Here is a 20,072-nt window from a genome sequence, read left to right on the forward strand (position 1 = left end):
GCATCAATGCACCGGGCAGTTCAGGCGATACCGCCAGCGGGTGTTCGCGAAGGGGCCGATGACGACCACCTCCACCACGTAGTCGCCGCCCTGGGGCTGCCAGTTGAAGCCGATCCGCCCGCGGCCGCTGACCATGCCCGGCGTGCGCGCCAGCACCCGGCCGCGATAGCGGACCTCGATGCTGTCGGGCACGGTCTGGGTGTCGTAGTCGACCGTGACCGGCCCCGGGTTGGGGCCGAGGAAGTGCCGCGTGCGCGTCTCGCCGGCGCCGCCCGACTGGGTGTCGACGTTACAGGGCTCAGTGCCCGGCGGCGGCGTGGGTGGCGGCTGGGGCGGCTCGGGCGGCGGCGGCGGGGGTTCCGGCGGCGGCGTCGGCAGGGGTTCCTCGGGCCGCGGCGGCGGCTCGGGCTGGGGCTCCGGCGGACGCGGTGGCGGCGGGGGTTCGGGGGCGCGCGGAATCGGACAGGCCAGGCGCCGGCGGCCGAGTTCCTCCTCGAGCCGCGCGAGCTCGGTCCGCAGGTCGCGCTCGCCGCGCTCGGTCTCGACCAGGCGGGCCAGCGCCTCGAGATCCCCCTGCGCCGCGACGCAGGCGGCCTGCGGCGGCGTCAGGAAACGCCAGGCGAGCAGCGGCCCGAGCAGACCGGCCAGCAGCGCCAGCACCGCCAATGCCCCGAGCGTCAGCGCCCAGACGCCCCAGGGCTTCCGCGGCGCCGGCGCCCAGTGCACGCCGTCATCGAACCGCGCGAGCAGCCCGAGCGCGCCCGGCGAGGCCGCCCCGACATGCCCCCAGCCCGCGAGCACCGGTCGCCCGTCGACGGCGAAGACAATGTCGAAGGAGGGGATTTCCGCGATCGCCGGCCACAGCCGCGCGAGAACCCCGCCCCCGCTCGCGGCCTGGCGCTCGGCCTCGCGCCGCAAGTCGGACAGGATGCGCCCGGCCTCGGCCGTCAGCGCGGCGCGTGCCGTGGCGTCGATATCGGCATAGCGCGCCATGCGCGCGCCCTCGGCGCCCCAGGCGATGCCGCCATCCTCGGGCAGCGGCTGCGCGAAGAGTGCGGCATGGGCGGGCGAGATCCGCCCTGCTTCGGCCTGCAGAGCAGCGTAGGCCTCGGCCAGCGGCATCGGCAGCAGCGGGCGGAGATCCTGCGAACGGGTGGCGATGAGGCGAATCATGGCCGACCGCTCCGATTCAGACATCCGGTGCTCGCCGGCGGCGCCGCCTGCGCCCTGCTGTCATCGGAGCGGATCATGGCACCGTGAACTCGCCGACGACCTGGTCGCGCACGCCCTGGCGCGCCGTACCGGTGATGACGCGGTCGGGCTGCCCCTCCTGCCGTATCGTGACGCGGTAGGGGGTGGTGGGGCCGTCCGCGCGGTCGAAATAGTCGACGACGACGCGGTAGCGGCCCGGCGCGGGATTGTTCTCGAAGACCACGTTCTCGACCGGCGTGCGCGTGGTCGGCCCGCCCGTCGCGTTGCGGTCGATGTCGAGCGCCCCGCCGCAGGCCGCGCGGTTGCGGAAGTCGATGCGCTCCCCGCTCGGGCAGATCACCGCGAGGTCGAGGTCGTTGCGGTCGTCCCAGGCCAGGATCACCTGCGTGCGCCCGCGCCGCGCGCCCTGGCGGTCGGCGCGTTCGAGGTCGGAGTTGCGCTGGGGTTCCGGCGGGGGCTGCGGCGGCTCGGGCGGCCGCGGCGGCGGTTGCGGGCGTTCCGGCGGGCGGGGCGGTTCGGGCGGGCGCGGCGGCGGCTCGGGGGCGCGGCAGAGCAGGCGGCGTTCGCCGGCCTCGGCGACGATGCGAGCGAGTTCGGCACGCAGCGCGCCTTCCCGCGCTTCCTCCTCCCGCAGCGCATCCAACCGCGAGACCTGTCCTTCGGGTGCGATGCACTGCGCCTCGGGCGTCGCGAACCAGCCGAAGGGATCCTTCCACAGCAGCCACAGCGCCAACAGCAGCGCCAGCAGGGCGAGCAGGAAGGCCAGCAGCCAGGGCCAGACGCGTCGCGCCGCGACCGCGGCGGCGGCCGGCGGCCCGACGATTGCCATCGGCGCGACCGGCGTCGGCACCATGCGCACGAGCAGTTCGCGCGCGGCCCCCGCGCCGGCGGCCGTATGCCCCCAGGGGGCCAGCACCGGCACGCCATCCCGCACGCGGATCGCGGTCTGGTCCGGGATCTCGAGCGCCAGGCGCAACAACTCGCCGAGGAACCGGTCGCCGTCGTTGGTCGAGGCGCGCAGCTTCTCGGCCGCCGCCTGGATCTCGGCGACCATAGGCATCAGCAGGCCCATCACGGCCTGCTGTGTCGCGGGGTCGAGCTGCGGCAAGGGCACCGCCTGACCGCTGCCCGGCGCGTACCAGTCGATGCTGCCCTTCTCGGGGTCCGGGTTCGGCTCGGCGAACAGCGCGGCGTAACGCGGGGAGAGCGCGCGCCGGAGATACTGCGTCAGCTGTTCCCAGTGCTGCACCGAAAGCTGACCGCCGACGCCCTGCGCCAGCAGGTCCCGGTTCAGCGTGGTGGCGATCAGGCTGTCGTCCACGGGGGCGTCCTGCCTTCCTCGCTCAGCGCGGCGCGGCGGGGGCCGCGGGCGCGGCCGGCGGTGTCGCAGACGGCGGGGCCGCGGGCGCTGCGGGCGGCGCGGCGGGCGCTGGCGCCGGTGCCGCGGGGGCGCCGGCCGCGGCCGGAGCCGCCGGCGGGGCCGCGATCGGCGCCGGCTGGCAGGCGCCGGTCAGGTCCGCGACGTTCACGTTGTTCGCCTGCAGGAAGGTCATCAGGCTGTCGACCTTCTGCGCGTAGGAGACGCGCTCCCCCTGCTCCGCGTTGAAGAAGCCGAAGGTGTTGACGCCGACGACGCGCCCGCAGCGATCGACCAGCGGCCCGCCGGAATTGCCCCGGCTGATCGCCGCCGTGTGCGGCAGCACGGTCAGCCCGGAGGGCAGGTTCTGCACCGCGCTCACCAGCCCGTCCGTCACCGCGAGTTCCGGCACCGAGCGGATGTTGCCGTCGAGCAGCGCCTGGAAGTTCGCATCCGTCTGCATGATCGCCTGCGGGAAGCCCGCGGCGATGACCGGATCGAGCCGGCTCGCGACCCGCGTCAGGCCGAGCGGCGAGAGCGCGGTCGCTTCCGCCGGCAGGCGCAGCAGCGCGAAGTCCGGCTTGCCCGGCGCGGGTTCTGGCGTCTGCGCCATGACCTGGACCGTCACCGGCCGCCCGAGCCGCCGGTTCACCACATAGACGCGCGCGGGATCGAGTGGTGCGACCACATGCGCGTTGGTCACCACGACGCCCGGCGCGACGACGAAGCCCGTGCCGGTGCCAACCCCCTGCCCGTTCGCCAGCGGCCCGAGCACCAGCACTGTCGCCTGGTCGAGCAATTCGATCAGCGTGCCCTGGAAGGCCTGCTGCCCCTGCGGCGTCGGCGGCAGCGACGAAGGCTGCATCGGCGTGATCTGCGGCGGCGTCAGCGGCGAGAGTCCGAAATCGCCGGGCCGGCAGACATCGCCCTGCAGCGCCTGGCGGGCCTGTTCGATCTCGCGCTGGATCGCCTCGTTCGTCTGGCGCTGGCGGATGATCTGCTCGTCGATGCGCGAGGAATCGGCGACATGCGCCACGAGCCGCTGGTCCGCGATGCGTTCCGAGATCAGCCGCCAGCCGAGCCAGAAGCCGAGGCCGAGGAAGATCAGCGCGACCAGCACGCCGATCGGTAGCAGCCACCAGTTCCAGGCGGAGGAGGTCGCGCGCGCGGCGACCGGCGCGGCGGCCGCGGCGGCCATGGGTGCGACCGGCGGCGGCACCGGCGCAGCGGCCGGGCGCGGCGGCGGCGCGGCGGGGCGTGGCGGCTCGGGCGCCGGCGCGCCCTCGGCGGCCAGCGCCGGCGGCAGCGCCGCGCCATAGACCGAGCGCAGATGCGCCGCGCGCGCGGCCGCATCGCGCAGCGCGCCCGGCGGGGCAAGGCCCCACCCCGTCAGCACTGGCCGGTCGTCGAGCGCGAGGATCGAATCGGGCCCGGCCAGTACCAGCGCGCCCCGCAGCAGCGGGTCCCCCATCAGCGGCGCCAGCGCGGCAAGGTCCTGCTGCAGCCGCGCCTCGATCATCGCGCGGCGCTGCGGCGGCAGGCTGGCGAGCGGCACCGGGTCGCCCGCCGCCTCGGCATACCAGGAGACGGAGCCGGGATTGCGCCCATTGCCCCAGGTGACGACGGGTTCGGCGAAGAGCGCCGCGCGGTCCGGACCGAGCAGCGACCGCAGCCGCGCATCGGCATCCAGTACCGCGGCACCGCCGACCGCCACGGGCTCGAGCCCCTGGAGGTCGGTCTTCAGGATGAAGCGCGGGCTCGCCATGGTCTCGTCGGCTCCGGGCGGGAGTGGTCGGCGGCGCCTGCGAATCCTGCGCCGTCTGATCGGACTGTAGGGATCATGTTCGACGCGGAGAATGGCTTCGCCGTGGCGCGCATCGCCTTGCGCCGCCGCAAGCGACTATCGCCTGAAGCGCTTCACGGACTGTGACCCGGCTTCGTTGACCGGAGAGGCGCCGAGGCGCAGCACGCCGCCCCGCGATCCGTCACCCCCGGGAAGGTTCCATGCTGCATCGCATCATGCTGCTGCTCGTGCTGCTGGCCGGCCCTGCGCTGGCCCAGCCGCTGCCGACGACCAAGCCGCCGCCGCTCGGCGCCCCGGCCGAGGCAGCGCCGGCGCCGAGTGCGGGCGGGGGGCTGATCTGCGCCGCCCCACTCGCCAATGCCTGCCTGACGCAGCAATCCGCCTGCCAGGTCGCCTGCCCCGGCATGTGGAGCATGAACCCGAACGCGCCGGCCTTCACGCCGACCGACCGCGCCAGGTGCATGCAGCGCTGCATGAACGACTACCTGGCCTGCCGCCGCCGCAACGGCTGCTGACCCGGGCGTCAGCCCATCCGTGCCCAGAGTTGCTGCGACAGCGTGCCGAGGCGGTCCTCGATCGCGATCATGGCATCGACCACGAGATCCTCGCGCCAGCGCTGACCCAGGATCTGCACCCCGATCGGCTTCGGGCCCTCGGGGAAATCGCCCAAGCCCGCCGGCACATTGCCCGCCGGCAAGCCGAGGTAGTTGCCGAGCGTCGACCAATGCCCCTGGCCGATGCTCTCGCGCAGGCCCTCCGCGCCCTGAGCGTCGCGGCCCGGCGGATAGAAGGGCACCGGCAGGAAGGGCGAGAGGAACAGCGGGTACTTCGCCATCAGCTCCGACCATTGCCGCGCGTAGAAGGTGCGGCGGGCGAGCAGCTGCAGCATCGCCTTCATCTCGACCGGCGGCGTGCGGCGGTAGTTCTGCTCGAAGACGCTGCGGATCGCGGGGGATCCGTACTTCTCGATGTCCTCGGCCATCAGGTGATAGCTCTCGGTCATCAGCGCCTGGCGGCCTTCGAAGGCGATCTCGCGCAGCGAGGGGGGCGCGATCTCCTCGACCACATAGCCTGCATCGGTGAGCGCGGCCCGGGCGGCGCGCAGCGCCTTTTCGACCAGCGGATGCAGCGGCAGGTCCGGTGCCTCGAGGCTGAAGCCGACCTTGATCGGCCCCTCCAGCGCAGGCCCGAACCAGGGCAGCGGGACGTGGAAGGGATCGCGCGGATCGGCGGCGATCATCGGCGGCATGGCGAGGTGCAGGTCGCGCGCCGAACGCGCCAGCAGCCCCTGCGCCGACATCTGCTGCGCGAGGATGCCGCGCTCGGCGGTCTGGGACGGGTTGTAGACGGGCACGCGCCCGACGCCCGGCTTGACCGTGACGACGCCGTTGCCGGCCGCCGGAAAGCGCAGCGACCCGCCGATGTCGTTGCCATGTCCCAGCGCGCCGATGCCCGCCGCGACCGCCGATCCCGCCCCGCCCGAGGAGCCGCCCGGGCTGACATGCCGTCCCCAGGGGTTCCAGGTCTGGCCGTAGATCGGGTTGTCGGTTTCCGCCCGGCGGGAGAATTCGGGAACGTTGGTGCGCCCGATCACCACCGCGCCGGCATCGAGCAGGTTCTTCACCAGCGGCGCATCGCCGGGCGCGACCATGTCCTTGAAGGCGACGACGCCGTTCGAGGACGCCTCGCCCTTCTGGTCGATGTTGATCTTGATCGTGATCGGCACGCCGTGCAGCGGGCCCTTGGGACCCTTCGCGGCGTCCAGCGCCTGCGCGCGCTCCAGCGCCGATGCCGACAGGTCGGTGACGACGGCGTTGAGCGACGGGTTCACCGCATGCATGCGATCGACGGAGGCGTGTACGGCCTCGACGGCGCTGACCTGGCCGGAGCGCGTGAGCGCGCTGAGCTCGGTGGCGGAGAGTTGCCAGAGAGGCGTCGATGTCACGGCGATGCGGCCCTTGCTGCAGTTCTGCGTCTATCGGTGCACGTCACGGCCGCCGGGGCAAACCGGCTCAGGCCTCGACGACGACGTAGGAATCCTCGACCCGCACCGCGAAGGTCTCGGCGGTGTAGGGCCCTTCGACCAGCGTCGCGCCGGGTTCGACATGCGCCGGAAAGGGCCGGACCTTGGTCCGTCGCGGATCGAACCAGGACTTGCCCGTGCGGATGTCGAATTCCCACTGGTGCCAGGGGCAGCGGATGAACTCCCCGGCGCGGGAGAAGCGATAGGTCCCCGGCTCCTCCGACTGGGTCAGCCCGCAGAGGATGCCCCCGGACAACGGCCCGCCCTGGTGCGGGCACCGGTCGAGCAACGCGAAGAACGCGCCGTCGAGATTGAACACCACGATCCGCTTGCCCGCGGCCTCGACCACCTTATGGCCTCCGGGCGGAATCTCCGCGACCGGGGCGACGACATGCCGTGCCATCAGAACCCGAACAGCCTCCGCGCATTGCCGCCGTAGATCGCCGCGCGCTTCTCCTCCGGGATGAAGGAGGGAATGGCCAGGCGCGGATCGTCGAAATCCCAGTGCGGATAGTCCGAGGCGAACAGGATCCGGTCCCAGCCGATCCATTCCATGGTGTCGAGCAGGTGCTCGGGCCGCTCGGGCTCCTCGATCGGCTGGGTCGAGACGAAGACGTGCTCGCGCATGTATTCGGACGGCGCGCGCTTGAGGTGTGGCACCTCGTCCTTCAGCCGCTTCCAGGTGGCGTCGAGCCGCCAGGCGAGCGAGGGCAACCAGCCGAAGCCGCATTCGATCAGGATGACCTTGAGCGTCGGAAAGCGCTCGAAGATGCCCTCCACCACCATGGAGGAGACCTGCGCCTGGGCGCTGGTCGCGTGCTCCTGCACTTCCTCGACATAGAAGGACGGCCAGCCGCCATTCGTCATGGCATGGCCGGAATAGCCGAAGGCGTGGATACCGACGGACAGCCCGGCCTCGGCGGCCGCTTCCCAGATCGGCCAGTAGCGCTGGCGTCCGAGCGGCTCGCAGGTTCGGCTCATCAGCAGGACCTGGCAGAAACGCTTGTCGCCGGCCCAGCGGCGGATCTCGGCGGCCGAGGCGGCGCCGTCCTCATAGGGCACGACGATCGACGCCTTCAGCCGCGGCTCATGGTCGACCCAATGCGCCAACTGCCATTCGTTCACCGCCCGCGCGAGAGCGGTCGACAGCCCGTCGTTCACATCCCCCTGCCCCGAGGGCTGCAGCGGGTTCAGCACGCCGAAATCGAGCCCGTACTGCTCGAGCAGCTGGTGCTGCAGGAAGGGCAGGTCCGACGCCGGCGGCCCGCCGCCCGGCGGCCAGGCATCGCGCCGGCAGGCGAGCGGCGCCGCCTTCGGGAAGGGGTAGCCCTTCGCGAAGCCGTGCCGGGCATGGATGCCATAGGTGGCGAGCCGATGCCATTCGGCATCCGACAGGAAGGGCCGGAATTCCCCGAGGTCGCGCACCCGCGGATGGATGTCGCAGTCGATCAGGCCGAGCGTGGCCGCGGCAGGCCGCCCTGGCGCGGCGATTGGCCGGACGAGGTTCATGCGCTTCCTCCCTCCCGCAGGCGAGCATAGGTCGCGCGCGGGTTGTCGACCATGATCTTCGGCAGCAGCGCCTCGGGCAGGCCGGGCGGCACGGTGGCGTCGTCCTCGAAATGCGCGTGCGGCCAGTCGGTGGCCCAGAGCAGCATCTCGTCCGAACGCAGGTGATCCAGCAGCCGCTTCACGGTGTCGGCATCCTCCGGCGCGTCGAAGGGGCGCACGGTCAGGCGGACATGGTCGCGAATGATCTCGGCCGGCGGGCGGTCCACCCAGGGGATCTCGAAGCGCACGCCCTTCCAGGACTTGGTCAGCCGCCAAAGGAACGACGGCAGCCAGGAAACGCCCGATTCCGCCAGCACGACCTTGAGGTTCGGGAACTTGCCGAAGACGCCCTCGGTCAGCAGGGAGGCGAGGCTCGCCTGGAAGCCGAGCGAGTTGGACGCGTATTCCTCGACGTACCAGGACGGCCAGCCGACCGAGGTCGGCGGATGCCGCCAGGCGCTGCCGGCATGGATGGCGAGCGGCAGGCCGTGCTTCTCCAGCGCCGCGTGGACCGGCCACCATTCGCGACGGCCGAGCGGGATCTCCCCCATGCACAGGACCAGGCCCTGCACGAAACGGTGATCGGGGGCGAGACGCTCGATCTCGGCGACCGCCTCCTCCACCCCGTTGGGCAGCAGGATGGCAGCACGCAGGCGGGCGTCCTTCTCGAGCCACTCGGCCCGCACCCAGTCGTTCACGGCCCGCGCCATGGCGGCCGACATGTCGCGGCTGAAGGGCAGCTGGACGGGGAACAGCGGGTTGAGGATGCCGGCCGCCGCGCCCCAGCGGTCCAGCGCCTGCGCCTGCACGCGATCGACCGTCGCCGGCGCCTGACCATTGGCGCCGCGCCAGTCGGCACGGACGGTGCTCGGGGCGTTCGGCGGATAGGACGCGCTTTCGAGCACCTGGATGCCGCGCTCGACCAGCGTGTGCCGCCAGTACTCGTCCATGTAGGGCAGCAGTGCCGCGACACCCGGAACATGGGGGTGCAGATCGCAGTCGATCGCGCCTTGGATCACGGTCCCTCCGCCTGCCCTCTGCCGGGGCGACGTCGCAGGGTCCACCGTGTCGGCGGCGGGGGCAAGCCCCGCCGGCCGGAGGCTGCTATTCGGCCGGCGCGACGGCCCCATGGCCGCGCGAGAAGCGCTGCGCGAGGCCGTCGAAGGCCAGATACAGCACCGGCGTGACGAACAACGTCAGCGCCTGGCTGACGACGAGCCCGCCCACCACCGCGAGGCCAAGCGGCTGGCGCAGTTCCGCCGCCGCCCCCCAGCCCGCCGCGATGGGCAGGGCGCCGGCGCCGGCGGCGAGCGTCGTCATCATGATCGGGCGGAAGCGCAACAGGCAGGCCTCGCGCACCGCCTCGAAGACCGGCACGCCGGCGCGCTGCCGGTTGAGCGCCACGTCCACGATCATGATGGCGTTCTTCTTCACGAGGCCGACCAGCAGCAGCACGCCGATCACCGCGATGACCGACAGGTCCAGCCCGAACAGCCGCAGCGTCCAGAAGGCACCCAGCGCGGCCGCCGGCAGGCCCGACAGGATGGTCAGCGGATGGATCAGGCTCTCGTAGAGGATGCCGAGCACCAGATACATGATCAGCACCGCCGCCAGCACCAGCATCCCCTGCCCGGCCAGCGCCTGCTGGAAGATCTGCGCCGTGCCGGTGTAGCCGGTCACGATGGTGGGCGGCACGCCGATCTCGCGCTCGACGGTGCGGATGGCGTCCACCGCCTGGCCAAGCGAGACGCCCGGAGCGGTGTTGAAGCCGATCGTCACCGCCGGCAGCTGCCCCTGGTGGCCGACCGTCAGCGGCCCGGTCCCGCGATCGAGCCGCGACACCGCCGAGAGCGGCACCAGCCGCCCGCCCTGGGCGCGGAGATAGAGCTTCGACAGGCCGGTCTCATCCCGCTGGTCCTCGGGCAGGGCCTCGAGGATCACGGGATAGGCGTTGGCCTGGCCGTAGATGGTCGAGATCTGCCGGCTGCCGAAGGCGGAATAGAGCGCTTGGCGCACCTGGTCCTGGCTGACGCCCAGCACCACCGCGCGGTCACGGTCGACCGTCACCTGCACCACCGGGCTGTCGAGCTGCAGGTCGGTGTTCACGTCCTGCAGTTCGGGCACGCGCTGCAGCCGCGCCTCGATGCGCTGGGCCCAGTCATAGAGCTCGTCCAGCCGCAGCCCCTGCAGGGTGTAGAGGTAGAGCGTGCGCGACTGGCGCGCACCGAAATTGATGTTCTGGATCGGGTTCACGAAGATGCGCATGCCCGGGATGCCGGCGAGCTGCCGGCGAAATTGCTGCACCACCTCGGGCATCGGGGGCCGTTCGCCCGCCGGCTTCAGCTCGACGAAGATGCGTCCCTGGTTGATCGAGGCGCTGCCGCCGACCGCGCCGATGTTGGACACCACCGAGACGACATAGGGCGAGTTCTGCACGATGCTGGCGGCGCGGTTCTGCATCTCCGCCATGGCCTCGATGGATGCGCCGCGCGGCCCTTCGGTACTGATCACCATCAGGCCGGTATCCTCGACCGGGAAGAAGCCCTTGGGGATGGTGATGGCGAGCCAGACCGCGGCCGCGAAGGACGCCGCGAAGGCGAGCCACACCAGCGAGCGCCAGCGCAGCGCGAAGTCGAGCATCTTCGCATAGCCGTGCTCGACGGCGACGAAGCCCTTTTCGAGCACCGCATCCAGCCGCGAGGGCTTCGGATGGGCCGGCAGGCGGGAGGCCATCAGCGGCGTCAGCGTCAGCGAGACGACGCAGGACGCAAGGACGGCGAGAGAGACCGTCGCCGCGAAGGCGTTGAAGACGCGCCCCACCACGCCGCCCATCAGCAGGATAGGCAGGAACACCGCGATCAGGGAGACGGTGATGGAAATGACGGTGAAGCCGATCTCCTTCGCGCCGCGGATCGCCGCCTGCATCGGGGCGACGCCGTTCTCCATGTGGCGGACCGCGGCCTCGAGCACCACGATGGCGTCGTCCACCACCAGGCCCACCGCGATAGTCAGGCCGAGCAGCGTCACGTTGTCGATGCCGTAGCCGAGCGCGTACATCAGCCCGAAGGTGACGCAGAGGCTGATCGGCACCGCGACCGTCGGGATCAGCGTCGCGCTGACCCGGCGCAGGAACAGGAAGCAGACCAGCACCACCAGGCCGATGGCGATCAGCAGGCTTTCCTGCACGTCGTGCACCGCGGCGCGGATCGAGGCCGAACGATCGAGCAGGACACCGAGTTCGCCGCCCGGGGGCAGCGCCTCGCGCAGGGCCGGCAGGGCGGCGCGCACGCCGTCCACCACCTCGACCGTGTTGGCGTCGGGCTGGCGCAGCACGGCCAGCACCAGGGCGCGTCGCCCATCGCGCCAGGATGCGACGCGCTGGTTCTGCACCCCGTCGCTGAGCCGGGCGATGTCCCCGAGGCGCACCGGCGCATTGGTGCGCCCACCGACCACGAGGCGCGCGAAGTCCGCGGCATCCTGGGGCTGGTCATTGGCGCGCAGCGTCAATTGCTGCCGTTCGCCCTGCAGAAGCCCGACCGGCGTGTTGGAATTCGCGGCGGCGATCGCCTGCTGCACCTGGTCGAAGCCGAAGCCCATCGCTGCGATGCGGTCGGGGTCGAGCTGGACGCGTACGGAATAGAGCTGCTCACCGTAGACCTGCACCTGCGCCACGCCCGGCACGCGCGACAGCGCCGGGCCGACGATGGTGCTGGCGATATCGTTCAGCCGGTAGAGCGGCACGTCGCCATTCGTCCCGAGGGTCAGCAGCAGGACCGGCGCATCCGCCGGGTTGACCTTCCGGTAGGAGGGCGGGGTCGTCATCTCCGGCGGTAGGCGCCGCTGGGCGCGCGTCATCGCCGCCTGAACGTCCTGCGCCGCCGCGTCGATGTTGCGGTTCAGCACGAACTGCAGGGTGATCTGCGTGGTGTCCTGGCCGTTGACCGAGGAGATCTGGTCGATGCCGGCGATGGTCGAGAATTCACGTTCGAGCGGCAGGGCGACCGAGGTCGCCATGGTCTCCGGACTCGCCCCCGGCAGGTTCGCGAAGACGGTGATGACGGGGAAGTCGACCCGCGGCACTGCGGCGACCGGCAGGCGCAGATAGGCCACGGTGCCCGCGATGACCGCCGCGATGGCGAGCAGGCTCGTCATCACGGGGCGTCGGATGCAGAGCTCGGAGATGTGCATGGCTGGCCCCTGCTAGCGCGTCGCCTGGGAGACGCGCTGCGGCCCCTGGGCCGGGGCGTTGCGTTCCACCGCGCGGCCGCCATCCGCCACGCGCTGCGCACCTTCCACGATGACCCGGTCGGTCGCGGCGAAGTCGCCGCGGATCACCGCCCGGCCGGCCGTCATGCGCACCAGTTCGACCGGCCGGCGCTTCGCCTGGTTGCCCTGCAGCAGGAACACGAAGCGGCCATCCTGGCCGACCTGCAGCGCGGCGGCGGGCACCGACAGCGCGTCGGGCTCGATCCGGGGGATCAGCGCGACGCGGATGTACTGGCCGGGCCACAGGCGGACGGGCGCATTCGCGAAGCGCGCCTTGAGCGCGATGGTCCCGGTCTGGGTGTCGACGGCGCTGTCGACGAAGACCAGCCGCCCCTCGACAGGCGCATCCGGGGATTCCGCCGGGAAGGCGCGCACCACCGGGCCATCGCCGCCGGCCGCCATGGCCGCGCGGATCTCGCCCAGCCAGCGTTCCGGCACGGAGAACTGGACCAGGATCGGGTCCATCCGGGTGATGGTCGCCATGCCGGCACTCTCGGCCTGGCGGACGAAGTTGCCCGGCCGCAGCGGCAGGGCACCGAGCCGCCCGCTCATCTCCGCGCGGATGGAGGCGAATTCGATCTGCAGCCGGGTCTGGCTGGCCAGTGCCTCGTCGGCGCGGACGATGGCGGCGGCGGAGGCCGCATCGGCCTGGGCCTGCTCGAACCGCTGCTGGGCGGCATAGCCCTCGCCGCGGAGCGACTGGTAGCGCACCAGGTCCGACTGGGCGCGGGAGAGTAGGGCGCGGTCGCGCGCCAGTTGCGCTTCCTGCTGGGCCAGCAGCGCCTGGTTCATCCGGGAATCGAGGGTGAAGAGCGGGTCGCCCCGTTCCACCATCTGGCCTTCCTCGACCAGGACCTGCTCGATCTGGCCGTCGACGCGGGGCCGGACGGTGACCACCGCCTCAGGCACCACCAGGCCGTTGGCCATGATCTCGATCGGCAGCGGCCCGCGCTGGACGAGTTCCGTCGTGACCGGGACCGGCGGCGGCCCGGCGGGCCGGGCCTGCTGCACGGGGGCCTGCGCTTCCAGCCGCTGCTGGTACCAGTACCAGCCGCCCGCGCCCGCACCCGCAACGACCAAGGCAAGGAAAATGCGCCCGGCTCGCGCCATTCAGACCTCCGTGGCAGCCCCGAACGGGCCGGCGACGACATAGGGTCGTCCCAGCCGAGGATCGGCTACCGATTACAGCCGCCCCCAGGCCATGCCGGCGCGATGCGCTGGCCGGCCGTTCAAAGCAATTATTGTTCCCCCAGTCCCAGCGCCAAGGCTTTCGGGCGCTCCGGGGCCGAAGATGACCACTTTGCAATTCACCTCAACCGCTGCGTGCATTGTGCCTGGCGGGGATTGAGCCTCCCGGCCTGGCGCGTCACGCTGGACGGACATGCATATCGACATCCCCCCGCCCGGGGAGGCCCGCACCCTGTTGCCCGGCCTCCGCTGGATGCGCTTCCCCCTCCCTTTCCCGCCAAGCCATGTGAATGTCTGGCTGATCGAGGACGGCCCGGGCTGGCTTGCGGTCGACGCCGCCATCTCGGACGACGCGACCCGGACCAGTTGGCAGAAGGCGCTCGCCGGCGAGGCCTTCGGCAACCGCCCGCTGACCGGGCTGCTGGTGACGCATTTCCACCCCGATCATGCGGGGTTGATGGGCTGGCTCGCGGCCGGGCATGGCCTGACGCCGATGATGACGCGCATCGAATGGCTGCAGGCGCGCTCGCTGTGGTTCGACACGGGCGAGGAGATGCTGGTCCACCAGGCCGAATTCGCGCGGATCGCGGGCGCGCCGGACTCCTACGGCGCCTTCCTGCGCGGGCGCGGGCCGCTGTATGTCCGCAGCGTCTCGCCCTTGCCGCGGGCCTTCACCTGCATCGCCGAAGGGCAGGTGCTGCGCATCGGCGGGCGGGACTGGCGCGTCATCACCGGCCAGGGCCACGCGCCCGACATGGCCTGCCTGTACTGCGCCGAGGCGAATGTCCTGATCGCCGCAGACCAGATCCTGCCGCGCATCACGCCTTACGTCGGGCTGCATGCCGGGGAGCCGATGGCCGATCCGCTCGGCGCCTTCCTGTCGTCGCTCAGCCGCTTCCGCGACCTGCCGGAGGACGTGCTGGTGCTGCCCTCCCATGGCGATCCGTTCCAGGGCCTGCATGCGCGGCTCGACGCGCTCGATGCGCATCACGATGCCAGGCTCGCGGCGCTCGAGGACGCCTGCGCCGCGCCGGCGACCGCGCACGCGCTGCTGCCCGCCCTGTTCCGCCGTCCGCTCGACGAGCGCAGCCTCGGCTTCGGCCTCGGCGAGACGCTCGCCCATTTGCGCCGCCTCGAAGCCATGGGCCGCGTCGAGCGGATGCCCGGCGCCGACGGCGTCATCGCCTGGGCCAGGAGATAGAGATGCCCCGCCCCCTCCGTCGCATCCCGACCCCGCGCGCGATGATCGTCGCGCCGCAGCCCGAGGCCGTCGAAGCCGGCGCCGCCGTGCTCGCCGCCGGGGGCAACGCGATCGATGCGACGCTCGCCTGCGCCTTCACGCAGGGGGTGGTCGATCCGATGATGTGCGGCCTCGGCGGCCTCGGCGTGCTCACCATCCACGACCCGAAGACGGGGACGCAGGTGGTCCTCGACGGGCTCTCCCCCTGCCCGGCCGGCGCGCATGCCGAGATGTGGTCGAACCTGTTCGAGCGCGAATGCACCGACGGCTACGGCTTCGTGCTGACCGGCGCGCCGAACGAAGTCGGGCACGCCTCCGTCACCGTGCCGTCCATCCTGCGCGCCTTCGCCGACGCCCATGCCGCCTTCGGGCGGATGCCGTGGTCGAGCCTGTTCGACGGCGCCATCGCCTGCGCCCGCGACGGCTGGATGGTCCGCCCGCATGTCCACGCGATGTTCGTCTCGGACGAGCGCGCCTATGGCCGGGTGAACATCGCCGAGAAACTGGGCCACACGCCGGATGGCGCGCGATTGTATCTGCGCCCCGACGGCACGCCGAAGCGCCCCGGCGACCGGGTGGTGAACCCGGACCTCGCGGCGACGCTCGCGACCATCGCGCGGGACGGGGCCGACGCCTTCTACACGGGCGAGATCGCCCGCCGCATCGCCGCGGACATGGCCGCCCATGGCGGGCTGATCACCGAGGCCGACCTCGCCGCCATCCGCTGCCGCCGCGTCGCGCCGCTGCGCGTGCCCTTCCGCGGCCGCACACTGGTCCTGCCGCCTCCGCCCGCGGGCGGCATCTTCGTGGCCGAGGTGCTGCGCATCCTCGCGAGTTTCGACCTGCCCGTGATGGGCCACAACAGCGCCGCCATGGTCGCCGTGCTGGCCGAGGCGATGAAGATCGCCGGCCTCGACAAGGACCGGCACGTGGGCGATCCGGACTTCGTCGACATCCCCCTCGAGCGGCTGCTGTCGGACGGCTACGCCGCCGATTGCGCGGCGCGCATCAGGGCCGGGGAGAAGACATCCCTCGCCCGCGTCGGCGCCGAGCCGAAGGGGACGACCACCATCTCCTGCGTCGATGCCGACGGGCTGGTGGTGAGCGTGACGCATACCCTCGGGATGCCCTCGGGCGTCATCCCGCCGGGGCTCGGCTTCATGCTGAACGGTGCGATGAACTGGTACGACCCGCGGCCGGGGCGGGCGACCTCGATCGCGCCGGGCAAGCGGCGCTTCTCCTCCATGTCGCCGCTGATCGTGATGGAAGGGGATGCGCCGGTCGCGACCCTGGGCGCGCCGGGCGGGGCCTGGATCGGCGTCGCGCTGGCGCAGGTGCTGGTGAACCTGCTCGACTTCGGCATGGGCATCCAGGAAGCGGTCATGGCGCCGCGCGTCAGCGCGACCAGCGAGACGCTCGACCTGTCCCTTCGCGTGCCGCGCGCCACCGAGGCGGCGCTGACCGCCCAGGGCTACAAGGTGAAGCGCGTGCCGACGACCTACGCCTTCGCCGGGGTGCACGGCATCGCCATGTGGGACGGCATGCTGGAAGGTGCGGCCGATCCGCAGCGCGACGGCTACGCCGCCGGGGTCGCCTGATGGACCTGGCCGCCTTCTGCCGCGCCATCCCCAAGGTGGAACTGCACGTCCACCTGCTCGGCGCCATCCGGCTCGATACGCTGGCCGAGATGGCCCAGCGCCAGGGTGCGGGCTACACGCCGGAGGAAGTCGCGGACCTCGCGCGCCGCGACGCCAAGCCCAAGGGCGTGCTCCACATCCTCCGTGCGTTGGAACAGCGCATCCTGCGCGGGCCCGAGGATCTGCACCGCATCGCCTATGAATACCTGGAGGACGCCGCATCCCACGGCGTGCGGCATGCCGAGATCTTTTGGAACCCGACCGGCACGGCGCGCGACAGCGGCATTTCGTACTCCGCCGGGGCGGACGCGATCCTCGCCGCCTTCGACGACGCCAAGCACGACCACGGCATCTCCGCGCTGCTGATCCCCTCCATCGACCGCGAGGCCGATCCGGAGGATGCAGTCGAGATGGTGGACTGGATGGCCGCGCACCGGCGGGATCGCATCGTTGGTCTCGGCATCGACTATCGCGAGACCGACCACCCGCCCGAATTCTTCTGGAAGGCCTATCGCGCCGCGAAGCGCGCCGGCTTCCGCCTGACCGCCCATGCCGGGGAGTTCGGCTGCCACTGGCGGAATGTCGAGACAGCGATCGACCTGCTCGAGGTCGAGCGCATCGACCATGGCTACACGGTGCTGGACAACCCGGCGCTGGCGCGGCGCTGCGCGGAACGCGGCATCGTCTTCACGGTGGTGCCGACCAATTCCTACTACCTTCGCACGCTCGATCCGGATCGCTGGGCGATCGACCACCCCATCCGCCGCATGCCGGCCGCGGGGCTGCTGATCCATCCCAACACCGACGACCCCCCGCTGCACCGTGTCGATCCGGAACGGTGCTGGCGCATGATGGTCGAGAATTTCGGCTTCGACCTGGACGACCTGCGCCGCTTCATGCTGAACGGGATCGTCGGCGCCTTCATCCCCGAAGCCGACAAGCGCGGCCTCGCCGCGACCTTCTCCGCCGAATACGAGCGCCTGCGCGCCGAACTGGAAGCCCCCGCATGACCGCCGCCGAGTCCATCGCCGCCATCCGCGCCGACGCGCGCTTCGCCAAGGCCACCGAGACCCTGGCCGCCGAGCATGACCGCACGGTGCAGGACCTGATCACCCTGACCGAGATCCCCGCGCCCCCCTTCAACGAGGAGAAGCGCGCCGCCGCCTACCTCGAGATGCTCCGGGCCCATGGGCTCGAGGAAGTGGAGCAGGATGAGATCGGCAACGTCATGGGCATCCGCCGCGGCTTCGGCAATGGCGACATGCTGGTGGTCGCCGCACACCTCGACACCGTCTTCCCCGCCGGCACCGATGTCCGCGTGAAGCGGGAGGGCACGAAGCTGATGGCGCCAGGCATCGGCGACGACACCTGGTCGCTGGCGGTGAACCTGGCCTATCTGCGCGCGCTCGATGCCGCGGGCATCCGCACGCGGCATGACATCCTCTTCGTCGGCGATGTGGGCGAGGAAGGGCTCGGCGACCTGCGCGGCGTGCGGCACCTGTTCGACAAGGGCCGCCATCGCGGCCGCATCCGCGCCTTCCTGACCGTCGACAGCCCGCAGGTGGAACAGATCGTCTCGGGCGGCGTCGGGTCCCGCCGTTATCGCGTGACCTTCCGTGGTCCGGGCGGACATTCCTACGCCGCCTTCGGCCTGGTGAACCCGATGTATGCGATGGCGGAATGCGCGCGCGGCCTCGCCGCCGTGCAGGTGCCGCAATCGCCACCGACGACCCACTGCGTCAGCGTCGTCTCGGGCGGGACGTCGATCAACGCCATCGCCAATGCGGTGACGATCGAGGTCGATCTGCGCTCCGCCTCGGCCGCGGAGCTCGAGAAGCTCGACCGACGCTTCCTGCAGATCGTCGACGAGGCGGTGGCGACGGAGAACGCCGCGCGGTCCACCCGCGCCGGGGTCATCACCGCCGAGCTCGCCCGTGTGGGCGACCGCCCGGCGGGCGAGACTCCGGCCGGCGCACCGATCCGCGACATCGCCGCCGCCGCCGTCGCGGCCGAGGGCTACAAGCCGCATTTCGAATTCTCCTCGACCGACGCGAACGTGCCGATGAGCCTCGGCATCCCGGCGCTGAAGATCGGCGCCGGCGGCCGCGGCGGCCGGGCGCATTCGCTGGACGAGTGGCTCGACGTCGAGCCGACGGAAGTGCTGCGCGGGATGCGGACGAGCCTCGCGACGATCCTCGCCGTCGCGGGGATGGAAGGGATCCCGGGCTAACCGCCCGTCCTCAGGCCGACCGTCCGCACCGCGAGCTGCACGCGGTCGGCCTGCATCCGGATGACCGTGGCGAGCGCGGCGGCATCACCGGTGCTCGCCACCATCCCGGCACGGCGCAGGCGCTCATGGGCCGTCGCCTCGCCGAGGATCTCGGCGACGAAGCCCGCAAGCCGCGCCTTGGCCGCCTCCGGCATGCCGCGCCAGCCGAAGAGGCCGGTCACGGGGTCGTAGCGCTGCTCGGGGAAGCCCGCTTCCTCGACGGTCGGCACATCGGGCAGTTGCGGCGCACGCACGCCCGAGGTGACGGCGAGCGCCCTCACCTGCCCTTCGCGCACGGCCCCGAGCAGCGGCGTCAGCGGCAGCACGGCGAACTGGATCCGTCCCGCCACGAGGTCGAGCACCGCCGGCGGCGAGCCCTGGTAGGCCACGTAGGTCAGGTCGAGCTGGTTGCGGAAGAACATCATCCGCGTGTCGAGCTCGACATACCCAGGCACGGAGAACCAGTTCAGCGCCCCGGCATGCGCCTCGGCATGGCGGACAAAGTCCTCGAGCGTCCGCACCGGCAGGCCGCCATGCACGGCGAGGCACAGGAACTCGTTGCCCGCGATCGCGACCGGCGGGATGTCCGTCGCGGGGTCGTAGGGCAGCCGGCCGTCGAAGGTGTAGGGCACGGTGGAGGCCACGCCGGTCGCCGCCAGCAGCAGCGACTCCCCTGCCCGCGCCTGGACATGTGCCTGTACCGCCAGCACAGATCCCGCGCCCGGACGGTTCTCGACCGTCACCGGGTGGCCGAGGCGCGGCGCCAGGCCCTCGGCCAGGATGCGCGCGACCAGGTCGATGCCCGATCCCGGGGCACCGGAGTTGATCAGGCGGACGGGGCGTTCCGGCCAGGCGCCCTGCGCCGTGGCGCGGCGGGCGAGGAGGCCGGCGAGGCCGAGGCCGCAGGCGGTGCGGCGTCCGAAGGCGTGGGGCATGGGGGGACCTCCTCCGTCCGCTTGCGCCGCGGTGGCCGGCGACCGGCCCCCGGACGCGCATGGGCTTCGTGTGCCTCGACCAGGCGGGCGAGGAGCGCGAGCAGCGTCTCTCCCTCCGCCTCGGTGAGCGGTGCGAGCATCCGCCGCGCGACGGCGCGCGCCGGGCCGCCGAGCTCGGCGCGCAGCGCAACGCCGGCGGGCGTCAGGGCATAGGCGTTCGCGCGGCGGTCCAACGGGTTGGCCCCGCGCAGCACGAGGCCTCGCGCCTCGAAGGCAGCTAGCGCCTGGCCGGCCGAGGTCGCGTCGACCCCGATCGCCGCGGCGAGCCAGTTGCGGTCGCGGCCGGGCGTCTCGGCCAGCTGGGCCAGCAGGGCGACCTGCCAGGGGGCGATGCCGTGGCTGGCGAAGGCCTCGCTCTGGAAGGTCGCAGCGATCTGCCACAGCCGCCGCGCGAGGTGTTGCGGGAAGGGCCGGTGCAGGGCCGGGACAGGCTGGTTCGGGGCCGGGTCGTTCCGCTTCGCCATATCGGGAGAATACTTCGCATTTGTCGACAATCAAGAAGAATTCTTCGCAATAAGACGCCCCATCCCGCG

At 72.0% G+C, this 20,072-nt stretch carries 16 protein-coding genes; 5 read left to right on the forward strand and 11 right to left on the reverse strand.

What is annotated here, in order from left to right; all coding sequences use genetic code 11:
* Positions 1-3: 3 nt before the first annotated feature.
* The 3 genes from GWK15_RS02625 to GWK15_RS02635 form a co-directional block, all read right to left on the reverse strand.
* Complete coding sequence (locus tag GWK15_RS02625) at positions 4-1,173, reverse strand: hypothetical protein (protein ID WP_168038765.1); 1,170 nt, start codon at positions 1,171-1,173, stop codon at positions 4-6.
* 73 nt (positions 1,174-1,246) lie between these two features.
* Entirely contained in the window at positions 1,247-2,533 is a 1,287-nt protein-coding gene (locus tag GWK15_RS25640; RefSeq protein WP_209441974.1) for a hypothetical protein, read from the reverse strand.
* Between the two features lie 22 nt (positions 2,534-2,555).
* Entirely contained in the window at positions 2,556-4,334 is a 1,779-nt protein-coding gene (locus tag GWK15_RS02635) for a trypsin-like peptidase domain-containing protein (RefSeq protein ID WP_168038767.1), read from the reverse strand.
* Positions 4,335-4,573: 239 nt separating this feature from the next.
* Between GWK15_RS02635 and GWK15_RS02640 the strand changes: the two genes are divergently transcribed.
* The gene (locus GWK15_RS02640; protein ID WP_168038769.1) at positions 4,574-4,888 is read left to right on the forward strand and encodes a hypothetical protein; all 315 of its coding nucleotides are present in this window, start codon (positions 4,574-4,576) and stop codon (positions 4,886-4,888) included.
* Positions 4,889-4,896: 8 nt separating this feature from the next.
* Here GWK15_RS02640 and GWK15_RS02645 read toward each other — a convergent pair whose 3' ends face one another.
* From GWK15_RS02645 to GWK15_RS02670, 6 genes are all read right to left on the reverse strand, one after another.
* Positions 4,897-6,318, reverse strand: a complete 1,422-nt coding sequence (locus tag GWK15_RS02645; RefSeq protein WP_168038771.1) for an amidase — start codon at positions 6,316-6,318, stop codon at positions 4,897-4,899.
* A 67-nt stretch (positions 6,319-6,385) separates the two neighbouring features.
* A complete protein-coding gene (locus GWK15_RS02650; protein ID WP_168038773.1) occupies positions 6,386-6,799 on the reverse strand; it encodes a Rieske (2Fe-2S) protein in 414 nt (137 codons plus the stop codon).
* Complete coding sequence (locus tag GWK15_RS02655) at positions 6,799-7,905, reverse strand: amidohydrolase family protein (RefSeq protein WP_168038775.1); 1,107 nt, start codon at positions 7,903-7,905, stop codon at positions 6,799-6,801. Before GWK15_RS02655 ends, GWK15_RS02650 begins: the two co-directional genes overlap by 1 nt.
* Positions 7,902-8,963: an amidohydrolase family protein gene (locus GWK15_RS02660; protein WP_209441975.1), complete on the reverse strand. Its 1,062-nt coding sequence runs from the start codon at positions 8,961-8,963 to the stop codon at positions 7,902-7,904. The genes GWK15_RS02655 and GWK15_RS02660 overlap by 4 nt, the downstream gene beginning before the upstream one ends.
* Positions 8,964-9,048: 85 nt before the next feature.
* Positions 9,049-12,132 (reverse strand): efflux RND transporter permease subunit, encoded by a 3,084-nt coding sequence (locus GWK15_RS02665; RefSeq protein ID WP_168038779.1) that lies wholly within the window; start codon positions 12,130-12,132, stop codon positions 9,049-9,051.
* A gap of 12 nt (positions 12,133-12,144) precedes the next feature.
* Positions 12,145-13,320 carry an efflux RND transporter periplasmic adaptor subunit gene (locus GWK15_RS02670; protein WP_168038781.1) on the reverse strand — a complete coding sequence of 392 codons (1,176 nt, stop codon included), beginning with the start codon at positions 13,318-13,320 and terminating at the stop codon, positions 12,145-12,147.
* A gap of 271 nt (positions 13,321-13,591) precedes the next feature.
* On the opposite strand from GWK15_RS02670, the gene GWK15_RS02675 reads away from it, so the two are divergent.
* Genes GWK15_RS02675 through GWK15_RS02690 form a run of 4 tightly spaced genes read left to right on the forward strand, consistent with a single transcriptional unit; the run spans position 13,592 to position 18,505 of the window.
* Positions 13,592-14,599 carry an MBL fold metallo-hydrolase gene (locus GWK15_RS02675; RefSeq protein ID WP_168038783.1) on the forward strand — a complete coding sequence of 336 codons (1,008 nt, stop codon included), beginning with the start codon at positions 13,592-13,594 and terminating at the stop codon, positions 14,597-14,599.
* A 2-nt stretch (positions 14,600-14,601) separates the two neighbouring features.
* On the forward strand, positions 14,602-16,236 hold the full coding sequence (locus tag GWK15_RS02680; protein ID WP_168038785.1) for a gamma-glutamyltransferase family protein: 1,635 nt from the start codon (positions 14,602-14,604) through the stop codon (positions 16,234-16,236).
* Positions 16,236-17,285 (forward strand): adenosine deaminase, encoded by a 1,050-nt coding sequence (gene add, locus GWK15_RS02685; protein ID WP_168038787.1) that lies wholly within the window; start codon positions 16,236-16,238, stop codon positions 17,283-17,285. Before GWK15_RS02680 ends, add begins: the two co-directional genes overlap by 1 nt.
* A complete protein-coding gene (locus GWK15_RS02690; protein ID WP_168038789.1) occupies positions 17,282-18,505 on the forward strand; it encodes a M20/M25/M40 family metallo-hydrolase in 1,224 nt (407 codons plus the stop codon). Before add ends, GWK15_RS02690 begins: the two co-directional genes overlap by 4 nt.
* Here GWK15_RS02690 and GWK15_RS02695 read toward each other — a convergent pair.
* Together GWK15_RS02695 and GWK15_RS02700 are read right to left on the reverse strand one after the other, a co-directional pair.
* Positions 18,502-19,479 carry a Bug family tripartite tricarboxylate transporter substrate binding protein gene (locus GWK15_RS02695; protein ID WP_168038791.1) on the reverse strand — a complete coding sequence of 326 codons (978 nt, stop codon included), beginning with the start codon at positions 19,477-19,479 and terminating at the stop codon, positions 18,502-18,504. The genes GWK15_RS02690 and GWK15_RS02695 overlap by 4 nt on opposite strands.
* Positions 19,371-20,003, reverse strand: a complete 633-nt coding sequence (locus GWK15_RS02700) for a MarR family winged helix-turn-helix transcriptional regulator (protein ID WP_168038793.1) — start codon at positions 20,001-20,003, stop codon at positions 19,371-19,373. Before GWK15_RS02700 ends, GWK15_RS02695 begins: the two co-directional genes overlap by 109 nt.
* Between the last annotated feature and the right edge of the window lie 69 nt (positions 20,004-20,072).

This window comes from Neoroseomonas oryzicola (assembly GCF_012163135.1).
GTDB lineage: Bacteria > Pseudomonadota > Alphaproteobacteria > Acetobacterales > Acetobacteraceae > Neoroseomonas > Neoroseomonas oryzicola.